Annotated in this window: 26 protein-coding genes; 14 read left to right on the top strand and 12 right to left on the bottom strand. The window is 32.5% G+C overall.

The genetic code is table 11. The features are described 5' to 3' along the window. Positions 1-98: 98 nt before the first annotated feature. The 4 genes from argC to KHA98_RS05665 all read right to left on the bottom strand — a co-directional run bounded on the left by argC (position 99) and on the right by KHA98_RS05665 (position 5,786). Positions 99-1,076, bottom strand: a complete 978-nt coding sequence (argC, locus tag KHA98_RS05680) for an N-acetyl-gamma-glutamyl-phosphate reductase (RefSeq protein WP_213256162.1) — start codon at positions 1,074-1,076, stop codon at positions 99-101. Continuing rightward, positions 1,069-2,262 carry an argininosuccinate synthase gene (locus KHA98_RS05675; protein WP_213256160.1) on the bottom strand — a complete coding sequence of 398 codons (1,194 nt, stop codon included), beginning with the start codon at positions 2,260-2,262 and terminating at the stop codon, positions 1,069-1,071. Before KHA98_RS05675 ends, argC begins: the two co-directional genes overlap by 8 nt. A 64-nt stretch (positions 2,263-2,326) precedes the next feature. Further along, positions 2,327-2,962, bottom strand: coding sequence for a GNAT family N-acetyltransferase (locus KHA98_RS05670; RefSeq protein ID WP_213256158.1), 636 nt, complete (start codon positions 2,960-2,962; stop codon positions 2,327-2,329). A 553-nt stretch (positions 2,963-3,515) separates the two neighbouring features. Continuing rightward, positions 3,516-5,786 (bottom strand): M1 family metallopeptidase, encoded by a 2,271-nt coding sequence (locus KHA98_RS05665; RefSeq protein WP_213256156.1) that lies wholly within the window; start codon positions 5,784-5,786, stop codon positions 3,516-3,518. Positions 5,787-5,973: 187 nt separating this feature from the next. Between KHA98_RS05665 and KHA98_RS05660 the strand changes: the two genes are divergently transcribed. The 3 genes from KHA98_RS05660 to KHA98_RS05650 all read left to right on the top strand — a co-directional run bounded on the left by KHA98_RS05660 (position 5,974) and on the right by KHA98_RS05650 (position 8,068). After that, positions 5,974-6,825: an aldose 1-epimerase family protein gene (locus tag KHA98_RS05660; RefSeq protein WP_213256154.1), complete on the top strand. Its 852-nt coding sequence runs from the start codon at positions 5,974-5,976 to the stop codon at positions 6,823-6,825. A 12-nt stretch (positions 6,826-6,837) separates the two neighbouring features. After that, on the top strand, positions 6,838-7,389 hold the full coding sequence (locus KHA98_RS05655; RefSeq protein WP_213256152.1) for a GNAT family N-acetyltransferase: 552 nt from the start codon (positions 6,838-6,840) through the stop codon (positions 7,387-7,389). A 121-nt stretch (positions 7,390-7,510) separates the two neighbouring features. Next, positions 7,511-8,068 (top strand): DUF3575 domain-containing protein, encoded by a 558-nt coding sequence (locus KHA98_RS05650; protein WP_213256150.1) that lies wholly within the window; start codon positions 7,511-7,513, stop codon positions 8,066-8,068. A 2-nt stretch (positions 8,069-8,070) separates the two neighbouring features. On the opposite strand, the gene KHA98_RS05645 is transcribed toward KHA98_RS05650, so the two are convergent. Continuing rightward, on the bottom strand, positions 8,071-8,295 hold the full coding sequence (locus tag KHA98_RS05645; protein ID WP_213256139.1) for a VF530 family protein: 225 nt from the start codon (positions 8,293-8,295) through the stop codon (positions 8,071-8,073). Between the two features lie 191 nt (positions 8,296-8,486). On the opposite strand from KHA98_RS05645, the gene smpB reads away from it, so the two are divergent. The 3 genes from smpB (at position 8,487) to KHA98_RS05630 (ending at position 10,756) form a co-directional block, all read left to right on the top strand. Beyond that, complete coding sequence (gene smpB / locus KHA98_RS05640) at positions 8,487-8,942, top strand: SsrA-binding protein SmpB (RefSeq protein ID WP_213256137.1); 456 nt, start codon at positions 8,487-8,489, stop codon at positions 8,940-8,942. A gap of 82 nt (positions 8,943-9,024) precedes the next feature. Continuing rightward, the gene (locus tag KHA98_RS05635) at positions 9,025-9,663 is read left to right on the top strand and encodes a hypothetical protein (RefSeq protein ID WP_213256135.1); all 639 of its coding nucleotides are present in this window, start codon (positions 9,025-9,027) and stop codon (positions 9,661-9,663) included. 85 nt (positions 9,664-9,748) lie between these two features. Beyond that, entirely contained in the window at positions 9,749-10,756 is a 1,008-nt protein-coding gene (locus tag KHA98_RS05630; RefSeq protein WP_213256133.1) for a helix-turn-helix domain-containing protein, read from the top strand. Between the two features lie 28 nt (positions 10,757-10,784). Here KHA98_RS05630 and KHA98_RS05625 read toward each other — a convergent pair whose 3' ends face one another. Continuing rightward, the gene (locus KHA98_RS05625) at positions 10,785-11,426 is read right to left on the bottom strand and encodes a protein-L-isoaspartate(D-aspartate) O-methyltransferase (RefSeq protein WP_213256131.1); all 642 of its coding nucleotides are present in this window, start codon (positions 11,424-11,426) and stop codon (positions 10,785-10,787) included. 274 nt (positions 11,427-11,700) lie between these two features. Here KHA98_RS05625 and KHA98_RS05620 point away from each other — a divergent pair, with 274 nt between their 5' ends. The 8 genes from KHA98_RS05620 to KHA98_RS05585 all read left to right on the top strand — a co-directional run bounded on the left by KHA98_RS05620 (position 11,701) and on the right by KHA98_RS05585 (position 18,930). After that, positions 11,701-12,666 carry a Gfo/Idh/MocA family protein gene (locus KHA98_RS05620; RefSeq protein WP_213256129.1) on the top strand — a complete coding sequence of 322 codons (966 nt, stop codon included), beginning with the start codon at positions 11,701-11,703 and terminating at the stop codon, positions 12,664-12,666. Positions 12,667-12,756: 90 nt separating this feature from the next. Then, positions 12,757-13,650 (top strand): 3-hydroxyacyl-CoA dehydrogenase family protein, encoded by an 894-nt coding sequence (locus tag KHA98_RS05615; protein ID WP_213256127.1) that lies wholly within the window; start codon positions 12,757-12,759, stop codon positions 13,648-13,650. Positions 13,651-13,662: 12 nt separating this feature from the next. Beyond that, the gene (locus tag KHA98_RS05610; RefSeq protein WP_213256125.1) at positions 13,663-14,322 is read left to right on the top strand and encodes a YggS family pyridoxal phosphate-dependent enzyme; all 660 of its coding nucleotides are present in this window, start codon (positions 13,663-13,665) and stop codon (positions 14,320-14,322) included. A 58-nt stretch (positions 14,323-14,380) separates the two neighbouring features. Then, on the top strand, positions 14,381-14,728 hold the full coding sequence (locus KHA98_RS05605) for a four helix bundle protein (RefSeq protein ID WP_213256123.1): 348 nt from the start codon (positions 14,381-14,383) through the stop codon (positions 14,726-14,728). 108 nt (positions 14,729-14,836) lie between these two features. Next, on the top strand, positions 14,837-16,198 hold the full coding sequence (locus KHA98_RS05600) for an exonuclease domain-containing protein (RefSeq protein ID WP_213256121.1): 1,362 nt from the start codon (positions 14,837-14,839) through the stop codon (positions 16,196-16,198). A gap of 28 nt (positions 16,199-16,226) precedes the next feature. Then, a complete protein-coding gene (locus tag KHA98_RS05595; RefSeq protein WP_213256119.1) occupies positions 16,227-17,066 on the top strand; it encodes an ion transporter in 840 nt (279 codons plus the stop codon). Between the two features lie 153 nt (positions 17,067-17,219). Then, complete coding sequence (gene miaA, locus KHA98_RS05590) at positions 17,220-18,140, top strand: tRNA (adenosine(37)-N6)-dimethylallyltransferase MiaA (protein WP_213256117.1); 921 nt, start codon at positions 17,220-17,222, stop codon at positions 18,138-18,140. A 43-nt stretch (positions 18,141-18,183) separates the two neighbouring features. Further along, positions 18,184-18,930, top strand: coding sequence for an acyl-[acyl-carrier-protein] thioesterase (locus KHA98_RS05585; protein ID WP_213256115.1), 747 nt, complete (start codon positions 18,184-18,186; stop codon positions 18,928-18,930). A gap of 156 nt (positions 18,931-19,086) precedes the next feature. On the opposite strand, the gene KHA98_RS05580 is transcribed toward KHA98_RS05585, so the two are convergent. From KHA98_RS05580 to KHA98_RS05555, 6 genes are all read right to left on the bottom strand, one after another. Further along, entirely contained in the window at positions 19,087-19,620 is a 534-nt protein-coding gene (locus KHA98_RS05580) for a hypothetical protein (RefSeq protein WP_213256113.1), read from the bottom strand. After that, positions 19,607-20,296, bottom strand: a complete 690-nt coding sequence (prfH, locus tag KHA98_RS05575; RefSeq protein WP_213256111.1) for a peptide chain release factor H — start codon at positions 20,294-20,296, stop codon at positions 19,607-19,609. The genes KHA98_RS05580 and prfH overlap by 14 nt, the downstream gene beginning before the upstream one ends. 13 nt (positions 20,297-20,309) lie before the next feature. Continuing rightward, on the bottom strand, positions 20,310-21,701 hold the full coding sequence (locus KHA98_RS05570; protein WP_213256108.1) for an RtcB family protein: 1,392 nt from the start codon (positions 21,699-21,701) through the stop codon (positions 20,310-20,312). A gap of 4 nt (positions 21,702-21,705) precedes the next feature. After that, positions 21,706-22,452, bottom strand: coding sequence for a hypothetical protein (locus tag KHA98_RS05565; RefSeq protein ID WP_213256106.1), 747 nt, complete (start codon positions 22,450-22,452; stop codon positions 21,706-21,708). An 864-nt stretch (positions 22,453-23,316) separates the two neighbouring features. After that, complete coding sequence (locus tag KHA98_RS05560; RefSeq protein ID WP_213256104.1) at positions 23,317-24,033, bottom strand: response regulator transcription factor; 717 nt, start codon at positions 24,031-24,033, stop codon at positions 23,317-23,319. 3 nt (positions 24,034-24,036) lie between these two features. Next, positions 24,037-25,623, bottom strand: coding sequence for a sensor histidine kinase (locus KHA98_RS05555; RefSeq protein WP_213256102.1), 1,587 nt, complete (start codon positions 25,621-25,623; stop codon positions 24,037-24,039). Positions 25,624-25,679 lie beyond the last annotated feature (56 nt).

Raw genomic sequence — 25,679 nt, 5'->3', positions numbered from 1 at the left:
GTGAAACTTTAAACTTGAAACTAGTTTATGTTTCTTTATATTTTTTCAGGTTGCCTACAGAACGTGAAACCTGAAACTTTAAACTTGAAACTAAAAAATTAAAATCCGCTTGGTTTCAAATGTAAACCTGTGGTTTCTTCTAATCCGAACATCAAATTCATGTTTTGAATTGCTTGTCCTGAAGCACCTTTGGTTAAGTTATCTATAATTGATGTTATGAGAACCCGGTTTCCTTTTTTCAATAAACTAATGATACATTTGTTCGTTTGCACCACTTGCTTCATGTTGATGTTGGTTATTGTAACCGTTACGAAAGGCTCATTTTTATAGAATTCCTGATATTTAGCAACTAAATTTTCCAGACTTTCATCGGATGTTGTATATAAAGTTGCGAAAATTCCTCTTGGAAAATCTCCTCTGTTCGGAATAAAAAGCAATTCGCTGTCAAAATCATCCTGTAACTGAACCAGACTTTCTGAAATTTCACCTAAATGCTGGTGTTCAAAAGCTTTGTAATGCGACATATTGTTGTTTCTCCAACTGAAATGAGAAGTTTCAGAAAGACTTACTCCTGCTCCTGTACTTCCTGTTGTTGCATTAATATGAACATCATTATTCAACAAATTGTGTTCTGCTAAAGGTAACAAAGCCAACTGAATAGCAGTTGCAAAACAACCCGGATTGGCGATGTAATCTGCTTTTTTGATTTCAGCTTTATTGATTTCAGGCAATCCGTAAACGAAATCTTTTCCTTCGAAATGCGCAGCTGCATTCAATCTGAAATCATTTCCTAAATCAATGATTTTAGTATGACTTGCAAACTGATTTTCTCTCAAAAATGAAATCGATTTTCCGTGTCCTAAACATAAGAAAACAACATTCACATTTGGATTGATTTCGGCTGTGAAATTCATCTCAATATCGCCCATCAAATCTTGGTGCGCTACAGAAAGTGGTTTTCCGGCGTTTGTTGTACTGTAAACAAAATCGATGTTTACTTTTGGATGATACATTAAAATTCTGATAAGTTCTCCGGCTGTGTAGCCTGAACCACCAATAATTCCGACATTAATCATGATCTAATTTGTTTACAGATGAAAAGATATTCTGAGCATTTCCTAAAATCTTAATAAATCCTTTTGCATCGTCAGATGTCCAAGCATTGTTCATTTCGCCATACTGACCGAAACCAGTGTTCATCAAATCATTTTCAGATTCGATTCCGTCAAGCGAAAAATGATATGGTTTTAATGAAACCGTTACTGTTCCATTTACTGTTTTTTGAGTGTCTTGCAAGAACGTTTCGATGTTTCTCATAACAGGATCTAAAAACTGACCTTCGTGAAATAACATTCCGTACCAGTTTCCTAGTTGTTCTTTCCAGTATTGCTGCCATTTTCCTAGAGTGTGTTTCTCTAATAAATGATGTGCTTTAATGATAATTAACGGAGCCGCTGCTTCAAAACCAACTCTTCCTTTAATTCCGATAATAGTATCTCCAACGTGAATATCTCTTCCAATTGCGTAAGCGTTTGCCAATTTCTCAAGCGCTACAATATTGTTTGAAGGTTTATCTGTTTTTCCGTTGATTCCAACTAATTCTCCTTGCTCAAAATGAAGTGTTACTTTTTCTTCACCTTCTTTTTGCAACTGTGAAGGATAAGCTTCACTTGGTAATGGCTGCCCTGAAGTTAAGGTTTCTTTTCCTCCAACACTTGTTCCCCAAAGTCCTTTATTGATAGAATATTGTGCTTTTTCCCAAGAATAGTGAACTCCATTTTGAGCCAAATAATCTACTTCTTCTTGTCTTGAAAGTTTTAAATCTCTAATTGGTGTAATAATTTCGATTTCCGGAGCGATAGTCTGGAAAATCAAATCGAAACGGATTTGGTCATTTCCAGCACCTGTACTTCCGTGTGCGATGGCGCTTGCCCCTACTTTTTTAGCATATTTAATTGCTTCAATTGCCTGGAAAACACGCTCTGCACTTACTGATAATGGATAAGTATTGTTTTTTAATACGTTACCGAATATCAAATATTTTATAGCTTTATCATAATATTTATCTACGATTGTAAGGTTGGCGTGCTGTGCACTTCCTAACTCGTAAGCTCTTTTTTCAATGGCTGATAATTCTTCTGCGTCGAATCCTCCCGTATCTACAAGAACAGTGTGAACTTCGTATCCTTTTTCATTTTTTAAATATTTCAAACAATACGAGGTATCTAATCCTCCGCTATAAGCTAATACTACTTTTTTCATTTTTTATAATTTAGGCTAATACTTTCGTATGTAGCAGTTTGAGATTTTCTCTACTTGATTTTACTTAAACAAATAATGACACTATTTTATTTAAAAATAATGCTTGTTTGATTTTTTTTAGTCTGCTTAAAACAACCTCATTAAAAGGATGTTTAGGCGGATTTTTTTGTTTTTCTTTTGGATCATACAACATTCCTGTACAAAGGCACATTTTATTTTCTTTGCTTTGCAAAATCTGAAAGTTGGTACAGGTTTTACAGCCTGCCCAAAAGCTTGGATCGGTTGTTAGTTCTGAGAAAGGCACTGGTTTGTAACCTAAATCAGAATTGATTTTCATTACCGCCAAACCAGTTGTAATACCAAATATTTTGGCATCTGGGTATCTTTCTAAAGAATAATCAAAAACCTTTGATTTTATCTTTTTTGCCAGACCTAAACTTCTGTAGTCCGGGTGTACAATTAAGCCTGAATGTGCCACGAATTTTCCGTGCTGCCAGCTTTCGATATAACAAAAACCTGCAAATTTTCCATCTGCCAGAGCAATCATCGCATCACCATTCGACATTTTTTTCTGAATATACTCAGGAGTTCTTTTAGCAATCCCCGTACCTCTTAACAAGGCAGATGATTCTATCGTATCGCAAATTTCCTGTGCGAATTTGAAGTGTTCTTCCTGGGTAACAACAATAGAGATCTTCATTTCAATAATTGAAGTTAGAGTTAAAAATTAAAGCATATTGTTTGGTTTGAAATCCAGAATTGAATCCAATAAAATTAAGCAAAATAGAAGTAACTTTCTCAAAATCAAAACATTGATTCAGAAAATTTACAAAATAATAAATACTTTTAGGATATGTTTGTCCAATGGACAAATTATGTGATTTCAAAATGAAAAAGGGGTATGAATAAATATACGGCTATAAAACTCAGTGGATACTATAGAGATAGTGTCCGTACTTCGGGAGAAGTACTAGGTGAGTTTGTCCGTGACAAAGAAGTTATATGTAAACTTATTTTATTCATTGGTGCAAAAGTACACATTTTTTTTATTTACAATATAAAAAACTAAAAATCTAACATTTTTTTAATTCAATGTTGTTTTTTTTAGGTTCTAAGATACTGAGGCGCTTAGGTTCTGAGGCTTTTTTGAAAACTTGAAACCTGAAACTTGAAACTTGGAACCATTAAACAAAAGTAAACCCGATAATTACTTGGTAATTATCGGGTTTCATGTTTATTTATATTCTTAAATACTAATTTCTGGTAAATGGTAATATCTGATCTGTTCCTGAAAAAAACATATCGAAACCATTTTTTGCTTCGTTGAATTTAAATTTCACACCTGCTCCTTTAGATTCAAAAGTATTCTTTTCTCCTTCAACCGGGCTTAATTTAAACTTTGGATAGTTTGTTATTTCTGCACTCAGAACACTGTTTTTCTCAGTAAATTCGATTTTCAAAGGCGCTTTAGATGTTGTAAAAATACCTAAATATCCATCTAAAATAACATCTTGTTCGACTTTACCTTTTCCGGCTGTCCAAACATTATTTGAATCGTTATTATCTGGAAATGCATGATCCGGATCTATAGTTATGCTTTCTATTTCTTCTGTAGAATTATGGATAAAAGACCAATTGTTATTACGTTGCCAGATTTCTACCGGTAAATTTACTCTAGTAACTTTTCCGCTTTTTGTTTTAACATCTAAAACAATTGGCATTGGCATTTTATCAAAATTCTCTACGTTAATTACCACTCCTTTTGCAGGGTCATTTTTTACATATTTAATTGAATTTACACCCTGATCAAAACGCCAGTTGTTTACGTACCAACTTCTCCAGAACCAACTTAAATCCTCACCTGCCACATTTTCCATAGTTCTAAAGAAATCGTCTGGTTGCGGGTGTTTATAAGCCCAACGTTCGATATAAGTTCTAAAAGCAGTATCAAAGCGTTCTTTTCCTAAGATTTGTTCTCTTAAAATAACAAGACCAGCACTTGGTTTAAAATAACACAACATACCAATATTTGCTTCCTTCATATTATCTGGAGAACTCATGATAGTTTCCAGATCCGGACGTGTAAAAGGCTCTGCACTTTTATGTAAATCTGCAGGTTGATCTTTATACTCACCATTATTAAATGCCGCTGTACTTAATGAATTAATAAAAGTATTGAATCCTTCATCCATCCATCCAAATAATCGTTCGTTTGAGCCAACAATCATTGGAAACCAAATATGTCCAAACTCATGATCTGTAACTCCCCATAAATCTTGTCCTTTAGATTCCCATCCACAAAAAACAATTCCAGGATATTCCATTCCACCCTCATTTCCTGCAACATTGGTAGCTGCCGGATAAGGATATTCGAACCATTGTTTAGAATAGTGCTCAATTGCCGCTTTTACATATTCTGTAGAACGTCCGTAAGCCTCTCTTCCTGCACTTTCAACAGGATAAGCTGATAATGCTAATGATTTTTTTCCGCTTGGCAAGTTAATTTTTGCTCCGTCTAAAATAAAAGCAGATGATGATGCCCATGAAAAATCGCGCGCATTTTTAATTTTATAATGCCATGTTTTTTCAGTTCCTGCATTAGCATTTACAGTTGCTGCTACTTCATCGGCAGAGCGAATCATAACTGTTTTATCGCTTTGAGATGCCTCTTTGTATTTTTTAAGCTGATCTGCAGAAAACACATTCTGACTATTCATCAATTCACCAGAAGCCACTACATAATGATTTCCAGGAACTGTAAGCTTAACATCAAAATCTCCATATTCTAAATAAAACTCAGAAGCCCCTAAATATGGTGCAGTATTCCAACCTCTCACATCATCATATACGCACATACGTGGATACCATTGTGCAATAGTAAAAATTTTACCATTTTTAGTATCTAAAACTCCCATTCTGTCCGATCCTTCAAGTGGGGCAGTAAATGAAAATTCGATTTTTACTTTTACAGAAGCTCCTTTTGCTGCTAATTCTTCCGGAAGAAAAATCTGCATTCTTGTATCTGTAACAATATATTTTGCTTCAACTTCTGTTTTGTTTTTTCCAGTAGAAATTACTTTTACAGATTTTATTTTATTTCCTCCATCAAAAACCTGACCCTGAGATCCGTTACGACTTCCTGTTAGTGGCACAATTTCATTTCCTCTTGAATCAGCTTTGAATAAATTTTGATCTAAATTTAACCAAAGAAATCCCAATTTATCCGGACTATTATTTGTGTATGTGATTTCATCAGTACCAGTAATCACATTTGTAACTGCATTTAATTTTACCGAAATCTGATAATCGGCTCTGTTTTGCCAGTACTCTACACCAGGCTGACCACTTGCCGTACGCGTCGAACTACCATTTTTTGTGTAAAAATGAGGACCAAAGGCATCATGATAATTGTAATTGTTTACTGGATTTGCCGTCTTTGCCAACGGAGTCTGTTGTGCCCAGACAGAAGAAATCCCAAAAAATAAAGCCGCAGTTAAAATGGCTTGTACAGATTGCTTTTTCATATTTTTTAGCTGTTTAGGTGGCAAATTAATGAAATAAAAAGCTATTTACAGAGGAATATCTAAACTTAAATTCAATTTTAGCAAAATTTTATCAATTAAATAAATTGGGAAATTTTCTTAAAAAAGTAAAGAATATTAAAATATCTTTACATCAATCTTAAAATTAACTTTTCTCAATTAAACTATTTTGGATACAATTATTTCAAATTCAACGCTTCAAGTTTCAATAAAATCTGCAGGAGCAGAATTATTCTCTTTAAAAAACAATCAAAACAAAGAATATATTTGGGAAGGAAACCCTGATTTTTGGGGAAAACACTCTCCGATTCTTTTTCCTATTGTTGGTACTTTAAAAAATAACATTTATACGATAGATGGTAAAGAATATCAGTTATCAAGACATGGTTTTGCGAGAGATATGGAGTTTCATTTAATAGAAAAAGCTGAAAATAGAGCGGTTTTTTCTTTACAATCAAATTCTGAAACTTTGCAAAAGTATCCTTTCGAATTTGAATTAAAGTTAATTTACACACTCGAAAACAGCTCTTTAGATATAGAATATAAGGTAATTAATAAAGGAAAGAGTAAAATGCCCTTTTCAATTGGTGCTCATCCCGCAATTGCATTACCTGAAAATTTTGAAAATTATGCTTTTAGATTCGAAAAAGAAGAAATTTTAAAATTCAATCTTTTGGAAAACGACCTAATTTCAAATAAAACAGAAGTTTTAGAAACTAAAGAAGGTTTAGTTCCTTTAAATTATAAACTTTTCGAAAACGACGCTCTTGTTTTTAAAACATTAGAATCAAATTCATTAACTATACTTGAGAATTCAAAACCTTACATAAAAGTAGACTTTGAAGATTTTCCGAGTTTAGGAATCTGGACAAAAGATCAGGCTCCTTTTGTTTGTATTGAACCTTGGTTTGGATATTCAGATACAGCTGAAAATTCGGGAGACTTATTTAAAAAGGAAGGTATTTTAATTTTAGAAGCCAACGAGACATTTCATTCAAAATTTAGTTTAGAAATATTATAATATTAAAAGTATATGCTACAAATTAACTTTACACCATTTCCAACCATTGAAACGGAACGTTTACTATTAAGAAGAATTACTAATGATGATGTAAACGAAGTTTTCGAATTACGCTCAAATCCGGAAACTATGAAATATATTCCGAGACCATTGGTAAAAAACAATGAAGATGCTCTGGAGCACATTGCAATGATTGAAGACAAAATCATTACAAATATTGGAATCAACTGGGGAGTATCACTAAAAAGCGATCCAAATAAATTATTAGGAATTATTGGTTATTACAGATTGCAGCCTGAAAATTATCGTGCTGAAATTGGCTATATTCTTAATCCAAAATTTCATGGTTTAGGAATTATACCTGAAGCTGTTAAGCGATTAATAACTTACGGTTTTGATGATTTAAAACTACATTCTATTGAAGCTGTTATTGATCCTGAAAATTTTGCTTCTGAAAAAGTATTACAAAAATGTGGTTTTGTTAAAGAAGCTCATTTAAAAGAATGCGTATTTTACGAAGGAAAGTTTCTCGATTCAGTAATTTATTCATTGTTAAACAAATAGAACAAATCCTTTTTTTTACGCAAACTCAATTCTTGTTAAAAAAAATGTAATTAACAATAGAAAAGCTTGCATTGCGCTATATTTGTGCCCGAAACAAATTTATAGCCGTCAACAAAATAACATGAAAAAAATATTTGCCCTAATCGTTCTTTGCTTTTCGATTCAATTACAAAGTCAGACTTTTGTAAAATTTAATGCCGCTACTGCATTATTTGCTATTCCTAATGTAGGAATTGAAACTAGTATTGGTAAACAAACTACTTTTAGTGTAGATGTTATGGCTTCTTTTTGGGAATCAATTAATGGTCATAGCCCGATGAAATTTTACACATTAACTCCGGAAGTTCGTTATCATTTCAAAGAAAAATACAATGGTTTTTATGTAGGTGGTCATGCTGGTCCGGATATATATGAAATTCAAAAATGGAATTACTGGGATAGCAACAGATACGAACATGGTTTTGGTTATCGCTTAGGAGTTACTGTAGGATACAATGTAAAATTGAGTGATAAATTCTTATTGGATATTTTTGCAGGCGGCGGATGGCACCAAGGTTTTTACCATGGATATTATAATGACGGAACTCCTGGAAGATACGAAAAAGCACAACACTGGAATAAAAGTGGAGAATGGCTTCCTTACCGTGGTGGTGTAATGGTATCGTATAAATTAAACTAATATTAGTTAAATTTAGGAAGAGATTTTATATAAAGATCTTCTACTTTTTTACGAGCCCAATCTGTTTTTCGCAAAAAAGTAAGACTTGATTTTATACTTGGGTTTGAAATAAAACATTTTACAGGTATTAATTCTCCTAATGTATCAAATCCATAAAAGTCTACTAATTTTTCAACAATTGCTTTAAGTGTAACTCCGTGTAAAGGGTCTTTTGACTGATTTTGCATTTTGCACTTTTTAAAATTATATCAAAAAGACCGTACTCAAAAAGTACGGTCTTTCTTTTTGCAAAATTACTAAATAGTATTTTACACTATCACATTATACTCCGTGAATTGATTAAAATCATAGAATAAAAAAAATCTTTAATTATTGTAGATTGCGTTAAAGTTTTTCAATTTTGTTTACTTTTGTACTTATGTTAAAATCAGTCAATATACTAAATAAAAGAGCCAGATTCGATTATGAGATAATCGATACTTATACTGCCGGAGTTGTTTTAACCGGAACCGAAATTAAATCTATACGATTAGGAAAAGCCAATATAACAGAAAGCTTCTGCGAATTTAACAATCTTGAACTTTTTGCAATCAATACTTATATCGAAGAATATTCTTTTGGGAATCAATTCAATCATAAATCCAGAAGTGAGAGAAAATTGCTTCTAAATAAAAAAGAGTTAAAATCACTTCATAAAAGTGTTCAGGCAAAAGGACTCACAATTGTTCCTTTAAAATTGTTTACTAATGAAAAAGGTCTTGCAAAATTACAAATTGGTCTTTGTAAAGGAAAGAAGAATTACGACAAACGTGAATCTTTAAAAGAACAAGACACAAAAAGAGATCTCGACAGAATTAAAAAAGCTTACAACTAAATAGCTTTTTTAATTTTCTCAAAATGATGAGTTTATAAATATTTTATCGTTATTTTTACTACAAATAATTTAACTATAGAATATGAAAAAGTACTTACTCTTATTAATCGTTACACTGTCACTCGCAGGTTGCGGCAGTAATACCTCTATTGTAAATAGCTGGAGAGATCCTGATGTAACAGTTGCTCAGGAACAATTTAAAAAAGTTTTGGTTGTTGCTTTGGTTAAAGACGAAGCTTCAAGAAGAATTACAGAAAACAGAATTGCGGCAAGCAGTCCTATTTTTAAAACTTCGTACCAATACTTAAATGCAACTAGCCAATTATCTAAAGAGGAAAAATTAAAAGTACTACAAGATGAAGGCTTTGACGGCGTTATTAGTATGCGCTTAGTCAGCAAAGAAAAAGAAACAACTTATGTACCGGGAACTTATACCGGAATGTATTATGGTGGTTTTGATGGCATGTACACCGGAATGTACGGTTATGGCTTTGGAAACTGGTACGGAATGTACTCGCCTGCTTTCTATGATCCGGGTTATTATCAGGAAACAACATCGTATATGGTTGAAACCAATATTTTTTCGCTAAAACAAAACAAATTAATCTGGACAGGAACAACAGAATCACAATATGTTACTGACTTAGGTCAAACCGTAGACGCGATAATGCAGGCGGTTGTCAAGGAAATGAGAAAAGACGGTTCTTTGCCTCCAAAATAAAAAAGTAAAAGCAATATTTTACAAATATTGCTTTTTTTAGCTTAACAAAAATGACAAAATTCGTCAAGACTAAATTTTTCATTAAATGAAATTACTTTTGAAAAATGCCAGAGAAAAAAAAGGTTTTAAAACCCGTGAACTAGCACAACTTGCAGGTATCGATCAGGCTTTGATTAGTAAATTTGAATCAGGATCCAGAAAACCAACGAAAGATCAAGTCATTAAATTATCCCAACTTTTAGAAATTGATTATGAAACGTTGATGGTTACCTGGCTTAAGGAAAAAATTCTTTATGAAATTGGTGATGATGAGTTTGCTTTAAAAGCTTTAATTCTAGTCGAACAAGAAATTCAAAACCATAAAAAAGAAATTAATTCCAACCTACAATCTTCATATCAAATTATTCTAAATGAAATTGAAGTTTTAAAAAATAACATTCAATCTTTTAATCATTTTGAATTACGCCAGATAACAAAAACTTTAGAATTAGAATTTATATTTAATAATATACATTTAAATGGAAATTCGCTTACGCTTGAAGAAACTAAATCTGTTATTAATGATGGATTAACTATTTCAGGAAAAAGCATGAAAGAACATCTTGAAGCTGTAAATTTTCAAGAAGCAATAACTTATGTTAAAGATTTAGGGCAAAAAAAAATAACTCTAAATGAAAAGGAAATTTTCTCAATTCATAATATAATTTTTAAAGGAATTCAATCTGAAAATTTAGGGAAATTTAAAAATGATCCGGCAACTGTAAATGAAATGCGTTTGTTTTTAAATTGGTATGAAACAAATAAAAACAGTATTCATCCTATAATTCTTGCTTCTGAGGTACATTTAAGAATATTAAACATTAATCCTTTTGAAAATGGAACTCTTCAGATAGCAAATCTGATACTAAACTGGATTTTACTTATGAATAATTATGTATACATTTCGATTACGGCAAATAAAAATAATATTGATGAATATTTTTCTATAATAGAAGAATATAAAATCAAGAATGAAAAATCTGTTTTCATAAATTACATTCTTAAAATTGAAAAAGAAAACCAACTACGGGCATTACAATTGACTTCTAAATAAAAAAAGCCCTTGTAAAAGGGCTTTTCTTCTAATTTCTATCTTCTAATAAAGGAACAAATCTAAATTCTCCAAACTCATGTTTTTCAAATTGAGTTTCATTCTTTCGAATTAACAACGTCATAATCTGCACATCTTCCCCTAACGGAATAACAAGCCTTCCTCCTATTTTAAGCTGCGCCATTAAAGGCTGAGGTATAAACGGCGCCCCGGCTGTAACGATAATACTATCAAACGGTGCAAAATTTGGTAAACCTTTATAACCATCTCCAAACGAAAGATGCTTTGGACGGATATTTAATTTAGGAAAAAGATTAGAAGTTGTTTTAAACAATTCATTTTGTCTTTCTACACTATATACCTTAGCGCCAAGCATAAACAAGACCGCTGTTTGGTATCCAGAACCAGTTCCAATTTCTAATACTTTATGGTCTTTTTTTATTTCTAATAACTGAGATTGAAAAGCAACTGTATACGGCTGCGAAATAGTTTGCCCGGCTCCTATAGGAAATGCCTTATCCTGATATGCATAATCTTCAAAACTTGAATTTAAAAAAAGGTGTCTCGGGATTTTTTTTATCGCATCCAGTACAGCTCTGTCAGTAATTCCCTTTTGTTCTAAAGTGGTTACTAACTGATTACGAAGTCCTTGATGTTTGGCAGTATCTTTCAAAATGGGTAGGTTTTATTTTGGCAAAAATAAGAAACAAAACAAGATTTCAAATATTGATTTTTAAATAATAAATTAATAACGTCAAAAGTCGAAAGTCAAAAGTTGAAAGTTATGCTTTGTCAGGCTGAGCGTCCCGAGACTTCGGGAGAAGCCATTTTTTAGTATCAAAAAAACATAACTCATAACTTATAACTCATAATTCATAATTAACAATTAGCTAAATTCATTTTCACTTTCGACAAATAATATATATTTTTGTTTAAAATACATTCTCATGTTAAAAGTAGGAGTTTTAGGTGCTGGTCATCTTGGTAAAATACATTTACGCTTATTACAACAATCTGACCAATACGAATTAGTTGGATTTTACGACGAAAATCAGGAAAATGCCGAAAGAATCTCAAAAGAGTTTGGCTATAAAAACTTCAGTACAATTGCAAAACTTATTCATGCCGTAGACGTCATTGATATAGTTACTCCAACCCTTTCGCATTATAAATGTGCCAAAGTTGCAATCAAATCAGGAAAACATATCTTTATAGAAAAGCCAATTGCCAACACTGTTGAAGAGGCCGAAGAAATTATTGCTTTGGCAAAAGAATACAATGTAAAAGGGCAAGTTGGGCATGTAGAGCGTTTTAACCCTGCGTTTATTGCAACAAAAAACATGATCGAAAACCCGATGTTTATTGAAACACATCGTTTGGCCGAATTTAATCCTCGTGGTACAGATGTTCCCGTAGTATTAGATTTAATGATTCATGATATTGATGCTATTTTAAGTGTTGTAAATTCAAAAGTAAAAAATATTAATGCAAGCGGAGTTTCTGTAATTAGTGATACTCCGGATATTGCCAATGCAAGAATCGAGTTCGAAAATGGCTGCGTTGCTAATTTAACTGCCAGCAGAATTTCGATGAAAAACATGCGTAAAACACGTTTCTTTCAAAGAGATGCTTACATATCAGTTGACTTTCTGGAGAAAAAATGCGAAGTAGTTCGTATGAAAGATGCTCCGGAAGTTCCCGGAGATTTTGATATGATTCTGCAAAATGCTGAAGGCGTAAAAAAACAAATCTATTTCACTAATCCGGATGTAGAGCAAAACAATGCAATTCTCGATGAATTAGAGTCATTTGCCAATGCAATCAATACCAATACAACTCCGGTTGTAACACTTGAACAAGCTACAGATGCACTACGAGTGGCTTATCAGATTATTGATTGTTTCGAAAAATAATTTAAAGAAATTAAAAAATAAATTAGCCACGCAATTCACCATTCATTAGTGAATTCGTGGCTAAAATCATAAATATAATATCACGTTAAAATGAAAACAATAGCTGTAATTGGAGCAGGAACAATGGGTAACGGAATTGCACATACTTTTGCGCAAAGCGGATTTACTGTAAAATTAATTGACGTTTCTGAAAAATCATTAGATAAAGGAATGGCAACTATTGCTGCCAATTTAGATCGTATGTTATCTAAAGGATCAATAACTCAGGAAGATGTTGCCAAAACAATCACTAACATTATCACCTATACCGATATTAAAGATGGTGTTGTTGGAGCTGATTTAGTTGTAGAAGCAGCTACTGAAAATGTAGAATTAAAACTGAACATCTTCAAGCAATTAAACGAATATTGTTCGCACAACACGATTTTAGCAACCAATACTTCTTCTATTTCAATTACACAAATCGGAGCTGTTGTTGCGCATCCTGAACGTGTTATCGGAATGCACTTTATGAATCCGGTGCCAATTATGAAATTGGTTGAAATCATTCGCGGATACAACACAAGCGATGAGGTAACTAAAATCATCATGAATTTATCGGAGAAATTAGGTAAAGTTCCGGTTGAAGTAAACGATTATCCTGGTTTTGTGGCAAACAGAATTTTAATGCCAATGCTAAACGAGGCAATTGAAACGTTATACAATAAAGTTGCGGGAGTTTACGAAATCGATACGGTTATGAAATTAGGAATGGGACACCCAATGGGACCACTTCAATTAGCCGATTTTATTGGACTTGACGTTTGTCTTGCAATCTTGAATGTAATGTATGACGGATTCAAAAATCCGAAATATGCTCCTTGCCCACTTTTAGTTAATATGGTAAGAGCCGGAAAATTAGGAGTAAAATCTGGAGAAGGTTTTTACGATTACAGCGAAAGCAAAAAAGCAGAGAAGATTTCGAAGCAGTTTATTCTTTCATAAAAAAGAAATATCATGTCGATTCAATCGAATTTAAATAGCATCAAAGCAACTTTACCTGAACACGTAACTCTTGTTGCCGTTTCAAAAACAAAACCTGTTTCAGATTTGATGCAGGCTTACGAAACCGGACAACGCATTTTTGGAGAAAATAAAATTCAGGAAATGACGGAGAAATGGGAACAAATGCCAAAAGACATTCAATGGCATATGATTGGTCATGTTCAGTCGAATAAAGTTAAATTTATGGCACCGTTTGTGAGTTTAATTCATGGTGTTGATAGTTTGAAATTATTACAAGAAATTAATAAACAAGCTTTAAAGAATAACAGAACAATAGATTGTCTTCTTCAAATTTACATTGCAGAAGAAGAATCTAAATTTGGTTTGGACGAAAATGAATTAAACGAACTTTTAACTTCTGCAGAATTTAAAGAGTTGAAAAATATTCGTATCTTAGGTTTAATGGGAATGGCCACTTTTACCGAAGATCAAAACCAGATAAAAAAAGAATTTACACATTTAAAATCGATTTTTGATTCTATCAAAACACTGAAAGCTGAAAACTGCGAACTGAACACCATTTCTATGGGAATGTCCGGAGATTACCAATTGGCAATCGAATGTGGAAGCACAATGGTTAGAATTGGAAGCAGCATTTTTGGCGGAAGATAATTTCAATGTCAATTGCAATTGCAAAAGTCAATATCAATTTTAAAAGCGTAAATAATTAATGGAAAAAATATTCAATTTTGAAGACCCACTAGTTCGTTTTGCTGGAGAGTGTATCTTCTTTTTAAGAAAATTAGAAAAAACATTTGAAAATGAGTATTATAAAAATCAATTAATTAGGTCTTCTGGAAGCGCTTTGCTAAATTTTGGAGAAGCACAAGGAACTATAACTGGTAAAGATTTTATTTTTAAAGTTTCATTAGTTGTAAAAGAGTTAAAAGAATCTGGAAACTCATTAAAAATTTTAGATTACATTAAAGAAGGAGATAACGGTAATAGGAATAAACTTTTAATAGAAGTTGAGCAGCTTATCGCAATTTCATCAAAAATGATAATAAATAAGAAATAATTCAATGGCAATAACAATGACAATCTCAAAAACAAATTTCAATTTTATACCATTGATTTTTGACATTGATTTTGATATTGATTTTTGATATTGATATTGACATTGAATATGTACGCGATACTAGACATAGAAACCACTGGAGGACAATTTAATGAAGAAGGAATTACCGAAATCGCCATCTACAGATTTGATGGGCATGAGGTAGTTGACCAATTCATTAGTCTTGTAAATCCCGAAATTCCGATTCAGCCTTTTGTAGTAAAACTGACCGGAATAAATAATGCTATGTTGCAGTCTGCACCAAAGTTTTTTGAAGTTGCTAAACGCATTATCGAAATTACTTCAGACTGTGTTATTGTCGCTCACAATGCCTCTTTTGACTATAGAATTCTCCGTACCGAATTCAGACGTTTAGGTTATGATTTTGAAGCCAAAACATTGTGTACCGTAGAATTAGCCAAAAAACTAATCCCAGAACAACCTTCTTATAGTTTAGGAAAATTAGTTCGTGCATTGGGAATTCCGATGGCCGACAGACATCGCGCGAGCGGAGATGCAATGGCTACTACAAAGCTGTTTAAAATGCTTTTAGAAAAAGACTTGGAAAAAACAATCGTAAAAGATTTTATAAAACTCGAAGTCGAAAAAGGAATTGCGCCAAAATTTCTGGATATTCTAAATCAAATGCCAACCAAAACAGGCGTTTATTATATTCATAATCAAAGCGGAACCTTGATTTACATTGGCAAAAGCCAAAATATAAAAAAGAGAGTTAATCAACATTTTACCGGAATCACTCATAAAAGTAAAAAAATTCAGGCCGAAGTTTTCACTGTAACGTATGATGAAACCGGAAGCGAATTAATCGCACTTTTGAAAGAAAGTGAAGAAATTAAAATAAACAAACCGCGATACAATCGTGCACAGCGAAAAACTATTTTTCAATATGCTTTATATGCCGAAAAAGACTCAAATGGTTATCTCAATTTAAAACTTGAAAAAGCCGACGGTCGTAAAAAAGAAATTACATCTTATTCTAGTTTACAAGAAGGCAAAAATGCACTTTTCAGACATACTTCCAAATACCATTTATGTCAAAAACTAACAGGTTTGTATGCCACAAAAAAAGAGTGTTTTCAATATAAAATAAAAGAATGCGATGGAGCGTGTATTGGCGAAGTAACTCCGGAAATCTATAATCTGCGTGTACAACAATTCATTTCTGATAACAGTCTGGAAAATAAAAGCATGATTTTACTTGACCGAGGTCGCAACGTAAATGAAAGAAGCGCAATTTTAATCGAAAACGGAATTTATAAAGGATACGCGTATTACGACCTGAATTATCAAATCACCAATATCGAGATACTTAAAAATATTCTAATACCAATGCAGCATAATCGTGATGTAAAAAACATCATTCAAAGTTACATGCGCAAAACCAAATCATTAAAAATCCTGCATTTTTAATACGATAAACTTTACGTATCTTCGCGATATGACAAAAAACAAATCTAAATACGAGATTTTCAGAGAAAAAACTAAAATCATTCTCTACGGAACAAATACAATTTTGGGACGAATGTTTGATTTGGTTCTTTTAGGTCTTATTTTGCTAAGCGTACTTTTAGTAATGCTTGACACTGTCGAAGGAATTAATCAAAAATACCATTCCCAACTATTGATCTGCGAATGGATTATTACTATATTTTTTACAATTGAATATATTTTAAGAATCATTTCAATCCAAAAACCTTTAAAATACATTTTTAGTTTTTACGGAATTATTGACGTTCTTGCGATTTTACCAATGTACCTTTCCATATTTTTTCCTGCAACAAATGTCCTCACAATAGTTCGTGTGCTACGTTTTTTCAGATTATTCAAAATTTTACATATTCCGCAAATATCACATCAATCTTACCAATTAAAAGAAGCACTACAAGCCAGTAAAGAAAAAATACTTGTATTTATTTACTTTGTCATAATAAGTGCAGTAATAATTGGCGCTTTAATGTATGTTGTAGAAGGCAAAGAAAGTGGCTTTACAAGCATTCCTGTTGGTATTTACTGGTCTATCGTAACTTTAACGACCGTTGGTTACGGAGACATTTCACCTGCAACACCATTAGGTCAGTTTTTAGCATCACTTGTTATGATTATGGGTTACGGAATCATTGCAGTTCCTACCGGAATTGTAACTGCCGAATTTGCCAAAACCAGTTTAAGAAACAGTGCGATAAGTACCAAAAAAACATGTTCAAAATGCAATGCCCAAGTTCACTTTGACAATGCCAAATATTGTTATCAGTGTGGCAAAACATTACCTAATGATTAATTTATGAAGCCATTCCAGCTGTACATTACAACTCCTCCTTATCTTTGTTGTTTTTTAAAGTCATAAAAGGAGCTTCCGTTGGTCGCTCTTTTATTCCAAAAAAAACAAACAAACATAAGTCCGGGGTTTTCATTTCCATCTGGGCTAAAAAATATGAAATACCTAATAACCATTGTCGGACCAACAGCCATAGGCAAAACAGCCTTGAGTATTGCTTTGGCACAACATTTTAAATGCGAAATAGTTTCCTGCGACAGCCGTCAGTTTTTTAAAGAAATGACAATTGGAACAGCAGTACCAAATCAGGAAGAGTTAAACGCGGCAAAACATCATTTTATCCAAAACAAATCGATTTTCGAAAACTATACCGTTGGTGATTACGAAAAAGAAGCTTTAGCAAAAATTGAAGAACTTTATCAAAATAATGATTTTGTCATTCTTATTGGTGGCTCAGGATTATATGTAGATGCTATTTTAAAAGGCTTTGACGAGTTTCCTGAAATCAATCCTGAAGTTCGCACTGAAGTAAATTCAAACTACGAAAAACTCGGAATCGAATATCTTCAGGAACAATTAAAAAACCTTGATCCTGATTATTATCAAAAAATACTGCTCGAAAATCCGCAGACTCTACAAAACCCACAGCGAATGATGCGTTTTGTAGAAGTTTGTATTGGTGCGCAAAAACCTTATTCTTCTTTTCTAAATCAAAAGAAAAACAACAGAAACTTTACCCCTATTTTAATAGGCCTGGACGCCGACAGAGAAATCATTTACAACCGAATCAACCAGCGCGTCGATATTATGATGAATGAGGGATTACTAAAAGAAGCAGAAGTACTTTATCCCAACAAAGAGTTAAATGCATTGCAAACCGTTGGTTATAGAGAATTATTTAGTTATTTTGATGAAGAATTCACGTTGCCATTCGCCATTGAAGAAATCAAAAAGAACACCAGAAGATTTTCTAAAAGACAATTAACATGGTTCAAACGAAATGAAAATACCAAATGGTTTGATTATTCGTTAGATAGAAAACTAATTATAGACTATATTAAAGAACAAGTAAAATAATCTTTCTTCTTGCTTCTTTTCTCTAAAAAATTAAAATTTTAAAATGCCAATATCTCCAAATTTCACGTCAGTTTTAAGCAAAGAATGGGAAATTAATTTCACACAATGCACATCAACCGGATATTTAAAATATACCGATTTGTGCAACCTTTTACAATTAACAGCAGCAGCACATTCAGAAGTTGGTGGAATCAGTTTTACTGACATGCAGGAATTTGATCAGGCATGGGTTTTAAGCAGAATGCGTGTAGAAATAGCTGCTTTACCAAAATGGCAGGATGTTGTTACCGTAAAAACATGGATCAACAGCCTTGAAAACTCCCGTTCTGTTCGTGCACTTGAAATGTACGTAAACGGAAAAAAGATTGTTGGAAGCGAAACCTATTGGGCTGTTTTTAACACCAAAGCGCGTCGTCCGGAAGCGCTGGCTTTACCGTATGAACATTTCGAACTTTTCCCTGATAACAGAGCAACAGTTGAAGGTTTTTCTAAAATTAACATCGATTCTGAAAAAGAATCAGTCTTCGAAAAAACCGTTTATTTATCCGATTTAGACATTGTAAATCACGCCAATAATGTAAAATATCTGGAATGGTGTCTCGACCACGTTGATGCAAAAAAAATTTTAAAGCAAGAAGTAAAAAGCTTTGAAATGAATTTCTTAAAAGAACTTTCATTAAACGACCAAGTTGTTATTCACGAAAGTGACAATGAAGAGCAATCAGCTACAACATTCAGCATTACTAAAGGAGATAAAAACTGTTTTGCCTTAGAATTGCACTGGAAATAAATTGCTAATAATTCCTGCAAGGTTTTCAAAACCTTGTAGGTACCTATTTAAACAACAACATAAACTGCATTCTTTGCAACAAAAAAATACCTGCAAGGTTTTGAAAACCTTGCAGGAAATAAAAAACGATGCAAGTTGCATCGTTTTTAGTGAGAATCATTTCCGTTTCTTTTTAGAACCTTTGTTAGACTTTTTCGATTTCTTTTTTTCTAACAAATCTATTTTACCTTTGATTCTTTTTTCAACTTCACTAATTCCCGAATCATAATCATGCTGAATAGTATGTAATTTTGCCTGTTTAATTTCTTTTAAAGCTTCTTTAAATTTATGCTGCACTTCTAAAAGAATTGCTTTCTTTACAAAAATTTCAGCTTTATTAATTCCCTTAATAGTCAAAGCAAAATCAATTAATTTTTGAGCTTCTTCAAAATCTTCATTTAAAATCAGAGTCTGCAAATAGTACGGATATACTTCAAGTGCATGAATATTAATCGTTAATGCTTCCTGAAAATAAGTTTTTGCTTCCTCATAATTGAGTAATTGCTCTGCCTGAATTCTTCCGTATAAACACAAAACCATTGTATTCTTTGCATCATACGAAAAGGCGTAATCTAAAGATTCTATTGTTTCTTCAAGCGAATACGGATAACTATCCAGTGCCTGAAAAAGGTATTTATCAATTGTTTTCATTCCTTAAATCGTTTTTTAGTTTCTGACGAGTTCCCTTGTAACTTTTCTCCACTTTGTTCTTTTTAAAATCACTTCCGGTAAAAACTCTAATTGGGTTTCCTCGCTCAACATTGAGCTGATTTTCCCATTGTTTCCCTACATGATTTTTAAGCTGAAGTAATTTCTCGTCTTCCAGTTTCTTAATTAATCTTTCTGTTGCCAGTTTTTTGTTCTGATGCTGTGAACGGCTGTCCATTGAAACAACTGAAATTCCTGTTGGAATATGTGTCGCTCTAATGGCTGAACTTACTTTATTAACGTGTTGTCCGCCGGCGCCTGAACTTCGCATCGCCTGATACTGAATCTCATTTTCAGAAAACGAAGTATTCTTTTGTTGTTCAACTTCAAAAATGCCAATAAACCAGTTTTTACGTTTATGCATTTTTCTAAACTGACTTTGACCAATCCACTGAATTGTTCCAATCCAGGAATTCACAAACTGATCTGCATTTTTTCCCTTTATCCCAATTGATGCCGTTTCAACAGTTCCGTTCTCGCTTCCTGCTTCCCTTTGCAGCAATATCGTTTCTAAGTTTTGTTCTTGTGCTTCTTCCAAAACTTTTTTAAGCACTTGGGCAACTACCCAAGTGCATTCTGCAGGACCGCGCCCCGCTGTTATCTGAATTATTCTTTCCATTGTAAGTTTCTTTTTAGCGATCCATTCTAACAATCTTAGGTGTAAAAGTTCCAAGTACTTCAACAAGATCCGTTTGATTTGCCATGACTTTTGTAATGTCTTTATAAGCCATTGGCGCTTCGTCAATATTTCCTCCAATCAAGGTTACATCATTTGCTTTTAGAACCTTTTTAATTTCACTTTGTGTAAAAGTACTTTTGCATTTCGCTCTAGAAAACAAACGTCCGGCACCATGCGAAGCCGAATTTAGACTGTCTGCATTTCCTTTTCCTTTTACAATGAAACCCGGTGCGGTCATTGAACCCGGAATAATCCCAAGCTGACCTACTGCTGCCGGAGTTGCACCTTTTCTATGCACAATGCATTCCTGATCGTTTACCTTTTCTTTCCAGGCAAAATTGTGGTGATTTTCTATCGTTACTACTACCCTTTTCCCAATTGCTTTTGCAATTCGTCTATGAATATCATCGTGACAGGCTTTGGCATATTCTCCTGCTAAATTCATTGCCAACCAATATTCCTGACCATCGTGCGTATTTAAATCTAACCATGCCAAATGCTGTACATTTTTAGGTAGCGGACATTGTTTTGTTGCTAAATAAGTATAATGTTTTGCAATGTTTGCGCCTAATCCGCGGGAACCGCTATGTGACAAAACAGCAAAATATTCTCCTTTTTCTAATTTCCATTCGTTCTCTGGATTATCAATTTTTGCTATTCCAAATTCTACAAAATGGTTTCCTCCACCTGAACTTCCCAATTGCTTGTAAGCTTTTGGTAAAAGATTCTTAAGTAATGGAATATCCTGAAATTCACTTTTATGAAACACTTCATGATCTACTCTGGAAGATTGTACTTCATTCATTCCAAACTTGGTATTGTCTTTTAAAATCGCTTCCAGTTGATGCTCTCTTCCCTTAAAATGAGAAGCTGGCAAATCAAAAATGGAAAGGCTCATTCGACATCCAATATCAACACCAACTCCATACGGAATTACGGCATTATCAGTAGCTAAAACACCGCCAATTGGCAATCCGTAACCAGAATGTGCGTCTGGCATTAAAGCTCCGGCAACCGAAATTGGCAATTTTAAAGAATCATACAACTGAAATTTAGCTTGTTGATCAATTTCATTTTCACCAAAAATGGTAAAAGGCGCTCTTGTTGTTTTAAGCTGATGCATTCTAACCTGAACGGGTTTTATCAAACCTTCAGCTACTTTTCCCCAGGTTCCGTGACCTTCAAATTTTTCAGGATTTAATAGCACGTCTTTTGCTTCTGTTAGAATAGATTCTTTTTTTTCTCTTTTTCTATATCTGTTGATCTGCCCTAAGGCGATATTTATTGAATTGTTTTTTGGAAAACCTAACTTAATCAGGTCTTTTCCAGATAATTTATTTCCCATGATTTTATATCATTTCGTCTACATATTGCCCATATAAAGCATGCAGACTTATATTTTTAATTGGATTTTTCTCTTTTGGATTTTCATTTTCGTAATAACTCCAACGATGAGAAAAACCGTCTACTAATTTGTTTATTTTATATCTCAGATGATTGTTAACAATGTAATTATCGAGAAGCTGAATTTCACTTTCTAAATCTGAATCGACCATTTTGGTATGTGTTATCATGTATGGACTGACACGAAGTACATAACGCCAAGGTTCATTGAATACATAATGAATTTTAAACCGTTTAAAGTTGCTGCACCAACGTTCTCTTCTATAAAAATGTGCTTTTTCTTTTTCCGTCAATTCCAGCTTTAAACTTTTCCATTCCCATTCTGAAAACTCTTTTACAGTCTGGAATTTTTCTACATACACATTTCTCCTTTTTCTTTTTTTCTTCCTCTTAAAAGATTTCTCAGGAGAGAACTGCCATGTATTTATTTTTTCCAATAATTCGCTGTAAAATAAGGCTTCACTTGATCTGGCAATATCTTCTCTTAATTTAAAATTGCGTTGCCAGCCTTTCTGATAAGGAATTTCTAAGGGAACTAATGGTAAATCTCTACGCTTTTTCCAAAGTTCTATTTCAAGCTTTCTTAATTGAATTAATTGTTTTTCAAAATCTTCTTTTACTACACTTTTCTTTCTTTTTTTACTCTTAAAACGTGTACATAAAGCATACTCGTCCAGCGTATAATTTTCCATAAAAAATTATAGTGCATTAAATTAATAGCCAAAAAGGCTTAACATTTTACCCCGCGGGATAAATAATAAAAATCGATTTTCGGGAAAATTTGAAGTGTCTAGAATAAAAAAAGCCCGAAACTAAATGTCTTCGGGCTTTTTTATATATCTAAAAATGTATTTCTAAGATTGAAATAAGCCACGAAGAATTGCTGCACCAAATCTATTTGGTGTGAAGCTCTGAGATGTCGATGTAAGTACAAACATTTTTTCTTCGTTTTAAAGGGTTATTATTTTTTTCGTTTGCAAATATTCATAATTGTTTTTCTATTTTCCAAATTATTTTAAAGAAAATTCATCAAAATAAAAAATCTTTCCATTTTATCAAGCTTAAAAATAGCTTGTATATATCTGAAAACGAATTGAATAACCTCAATAAAATATTTTGCTTTTTTAGTCTAAAATAAAGAACAAATTTTAAGTTTTTATGTCATTGAAATGGCGAAATAGATGTTTCTTCTTTGAAATAAATCAATCTTTGTAGAGCTACTTGCGAAGATTTCTCTCTTCGTTCGAAATGACAAAATAGGGTTAATGAGTCGGTCTGAAAAAAAAAAAAAAATATGAGGCTACTTGCGAAAATTTCCTTCCCCAGCTCTCAATAGCTCAAGTCTCACTTCACTCGAAATCACAAATAATGAGGTTAAAATCCGTTTTAATCTGCGTTTTTGCGATAGCAAATCTGTTTTATCCGCGTTCCATACAATGACAGGTCATAGAATTCTAATCTTTGATGCAATTATAATGAGAGATTTCTCCTTACGTTGAAATAAGGTCATAAAAAAAGCTCTGATTTCTCAGAGCTTATATATTTTTGGTGAATTATTATTCAGTTACTTTGCTTTTTACAACCAATCTGAATCCTTCTCCGTGAATGTTTAAAATTTCAACATCTTCATCGGCTTTTAGATATTTTCTAAGTTTTGCGATATAAACGTCCATACTTCTTGAAGTAAAATAGTTGTCATCTCTCCAGATTTTTGTTAATGCTAATTCTCTTGGCATTAAATCATTTTCATGCAGAATTAACATTTTAAGCAATTCATTTTCTTTTGGAGACAACTTAATTGGCTCTTCATCCTGGAAAGTCAGGAATCTAAGTTTTGAGTTTAGGTGAAACTTACCAATATTAAATTCAAATTGTACTTGTTCTGCTTTTGTATCTGCAGATTTTCTTTGAATAATAGCTTTAATTTTCATCAATAAAACTTCTGAATCAAAAGGCTTGTTCAAATAATCATCAGCTCCAGCTTTGTAACCTTTTAACACATCCTCTTTCATCGATTTTGCAGTCAAGAAGATAATAGGCACTTCACTGTTTTTCTCTCTAATTTCTTTAGCTAAAGTATAACCATCTTTATAAGGCATCATAACATCCAGAATGCATAAATCATACACATCTTTTTTGAACTTTTCGAAACCTTCCATACCGTTTTTAGCTAAAGTAACTTCAAAGTCATTTAACATTAGATAATCTTTAAGAACTGCCCCAAAATTTAGGTCATCTTCTACTAAAAGTATTCTTTTGTTACTATTTTCCATATTTTAATTTATTAATGGTATTTTTATTATAAAGGTGCTACCTTTTCCTTTTTCGCTTTCAACATATACTTGACCATTATGGTCTTCTACTATTCTTTTTACGTATGCAAGGCCTAAACCATGCCCTTTTACATTGTGCAAATCTCCTGTATGCTCTCTGTAAAACTTCTCAAATACTCTTTTCTGAGCTACCTTACTCATTCCAAGACCATTATCTTTAACTTTTATCAGAATCATGTCTTTCACATTTTCTGTAAAAATTTCAATTTCAGGAATATCTGGCGAATATTTTATTGCGTTTTCTAAAATATTAACCAAAACATTTGTAAAGTGTACTTCGTTGATTAAACAAGTGGTTCTCACGGCATTAAAATGCTTAACAACACTTCCTTGTCGATCTTCCAAAATTAAATTTACGTGCTCAATAGCGTCATCAATAATATCATGAATCGCTGTTGGCTCTTTTGTTATATCAAGTTCTCGTTTTTCTAACTTAGAAATTCGGAGTACATTTTCAACCTGCGCATGCATTCTCTTATTTTCATCTCGAATCATTTGAAGGTATCGATAAACCTTTTCTTTATCTTCTATAATCTTCGGATTCTTAATGGCATCTAGTGCCAGATTTATTGTCGCAATTGGAGTTTTAAACTCGTGCGTCATATTATTTATAAAATCGGTTTTGATTTCAGAAATGTGTTTTTGACGCAATAATTGGTTCAAAGCACTTGTGTAAGCTATTATTATAATTAATGTAAAAACTATTGATAAAATCGTAATACTCAATAATTCTGACAGTAAGAACTTCTTTTTGTGCGGGAAAGTTATATACAATTCATATTTACTATTCCCTTCATTATCTGTATATATAGGAACGTGATAACTTGCTTCTTTATCATAATGAAAACCTTCAGACTTCACTTTTGTTGGCAAACCACTATTAAGAACTCCATATTCAAATTTGGTTTTCACACCATATTCTTCTAATTCTTTCTTTAATAGTTTAAAGAGTTTGTCTTTTGTAATTCTTCCCTCGATTGGAGTTAATGATGCAATATCTTTGTACTGAATTTGTTGTTGTACTTTATTCAGAATATCAAGACTACCCGATTTTTCGATTCTTAAATCTGGTATAATTGTCTGTCCTAAAGAATTATTATCAATACTATTATTATTGTTATAAACTTCTGTTACTCGTTTAGAGCTAAAGTTCTTAAATCTCTCACTACTGAATTTTTTATTAAAAAGCGAACCGCTTATATCATAATCTTCAGAAGTCAGTGTATTAGAATATACAATGGTTTTGTTTGTTTTTGTATTTCTTTGAACATAAAGAACTTCTAATAAATCTTCTTTTTTAGGAATTTTACCAGTGCTGTCTTTAATTCGATTGTATTTGTCGTAAAAACTGTATTCTTCTTGTTGTTCAAGTTTGTCAGCGACATTTCCAATTACCTGAGTAACGTGGTATTTAAATTGTTCATCATTATTTTTGAACGAGGAGTTGAACCAAAATACCTGAACCAGAATTATCCCTATTAAGGACAAACTCATAAGCAAAACAAGTATTCTAAAAAATAATTTATTCATCGAAACAAAATTAATATTTTAACAATATACTAAATAATACATTAACCAAATATTAA

The organism is Flavobacterium branchiicola, from assembly GCF_018383905.1.
In the GTDB taxonomy this organism is placed as follows: Bacteria; Bacteroidota; Bacteroidia; order Flavobacteriales; family Flavobacteriaceae; genus Flavobacterium; species Flavobacterium branchiicola.
This window is presented reverse-complemented; position numbering and strand designations above follow the sequence as displayed.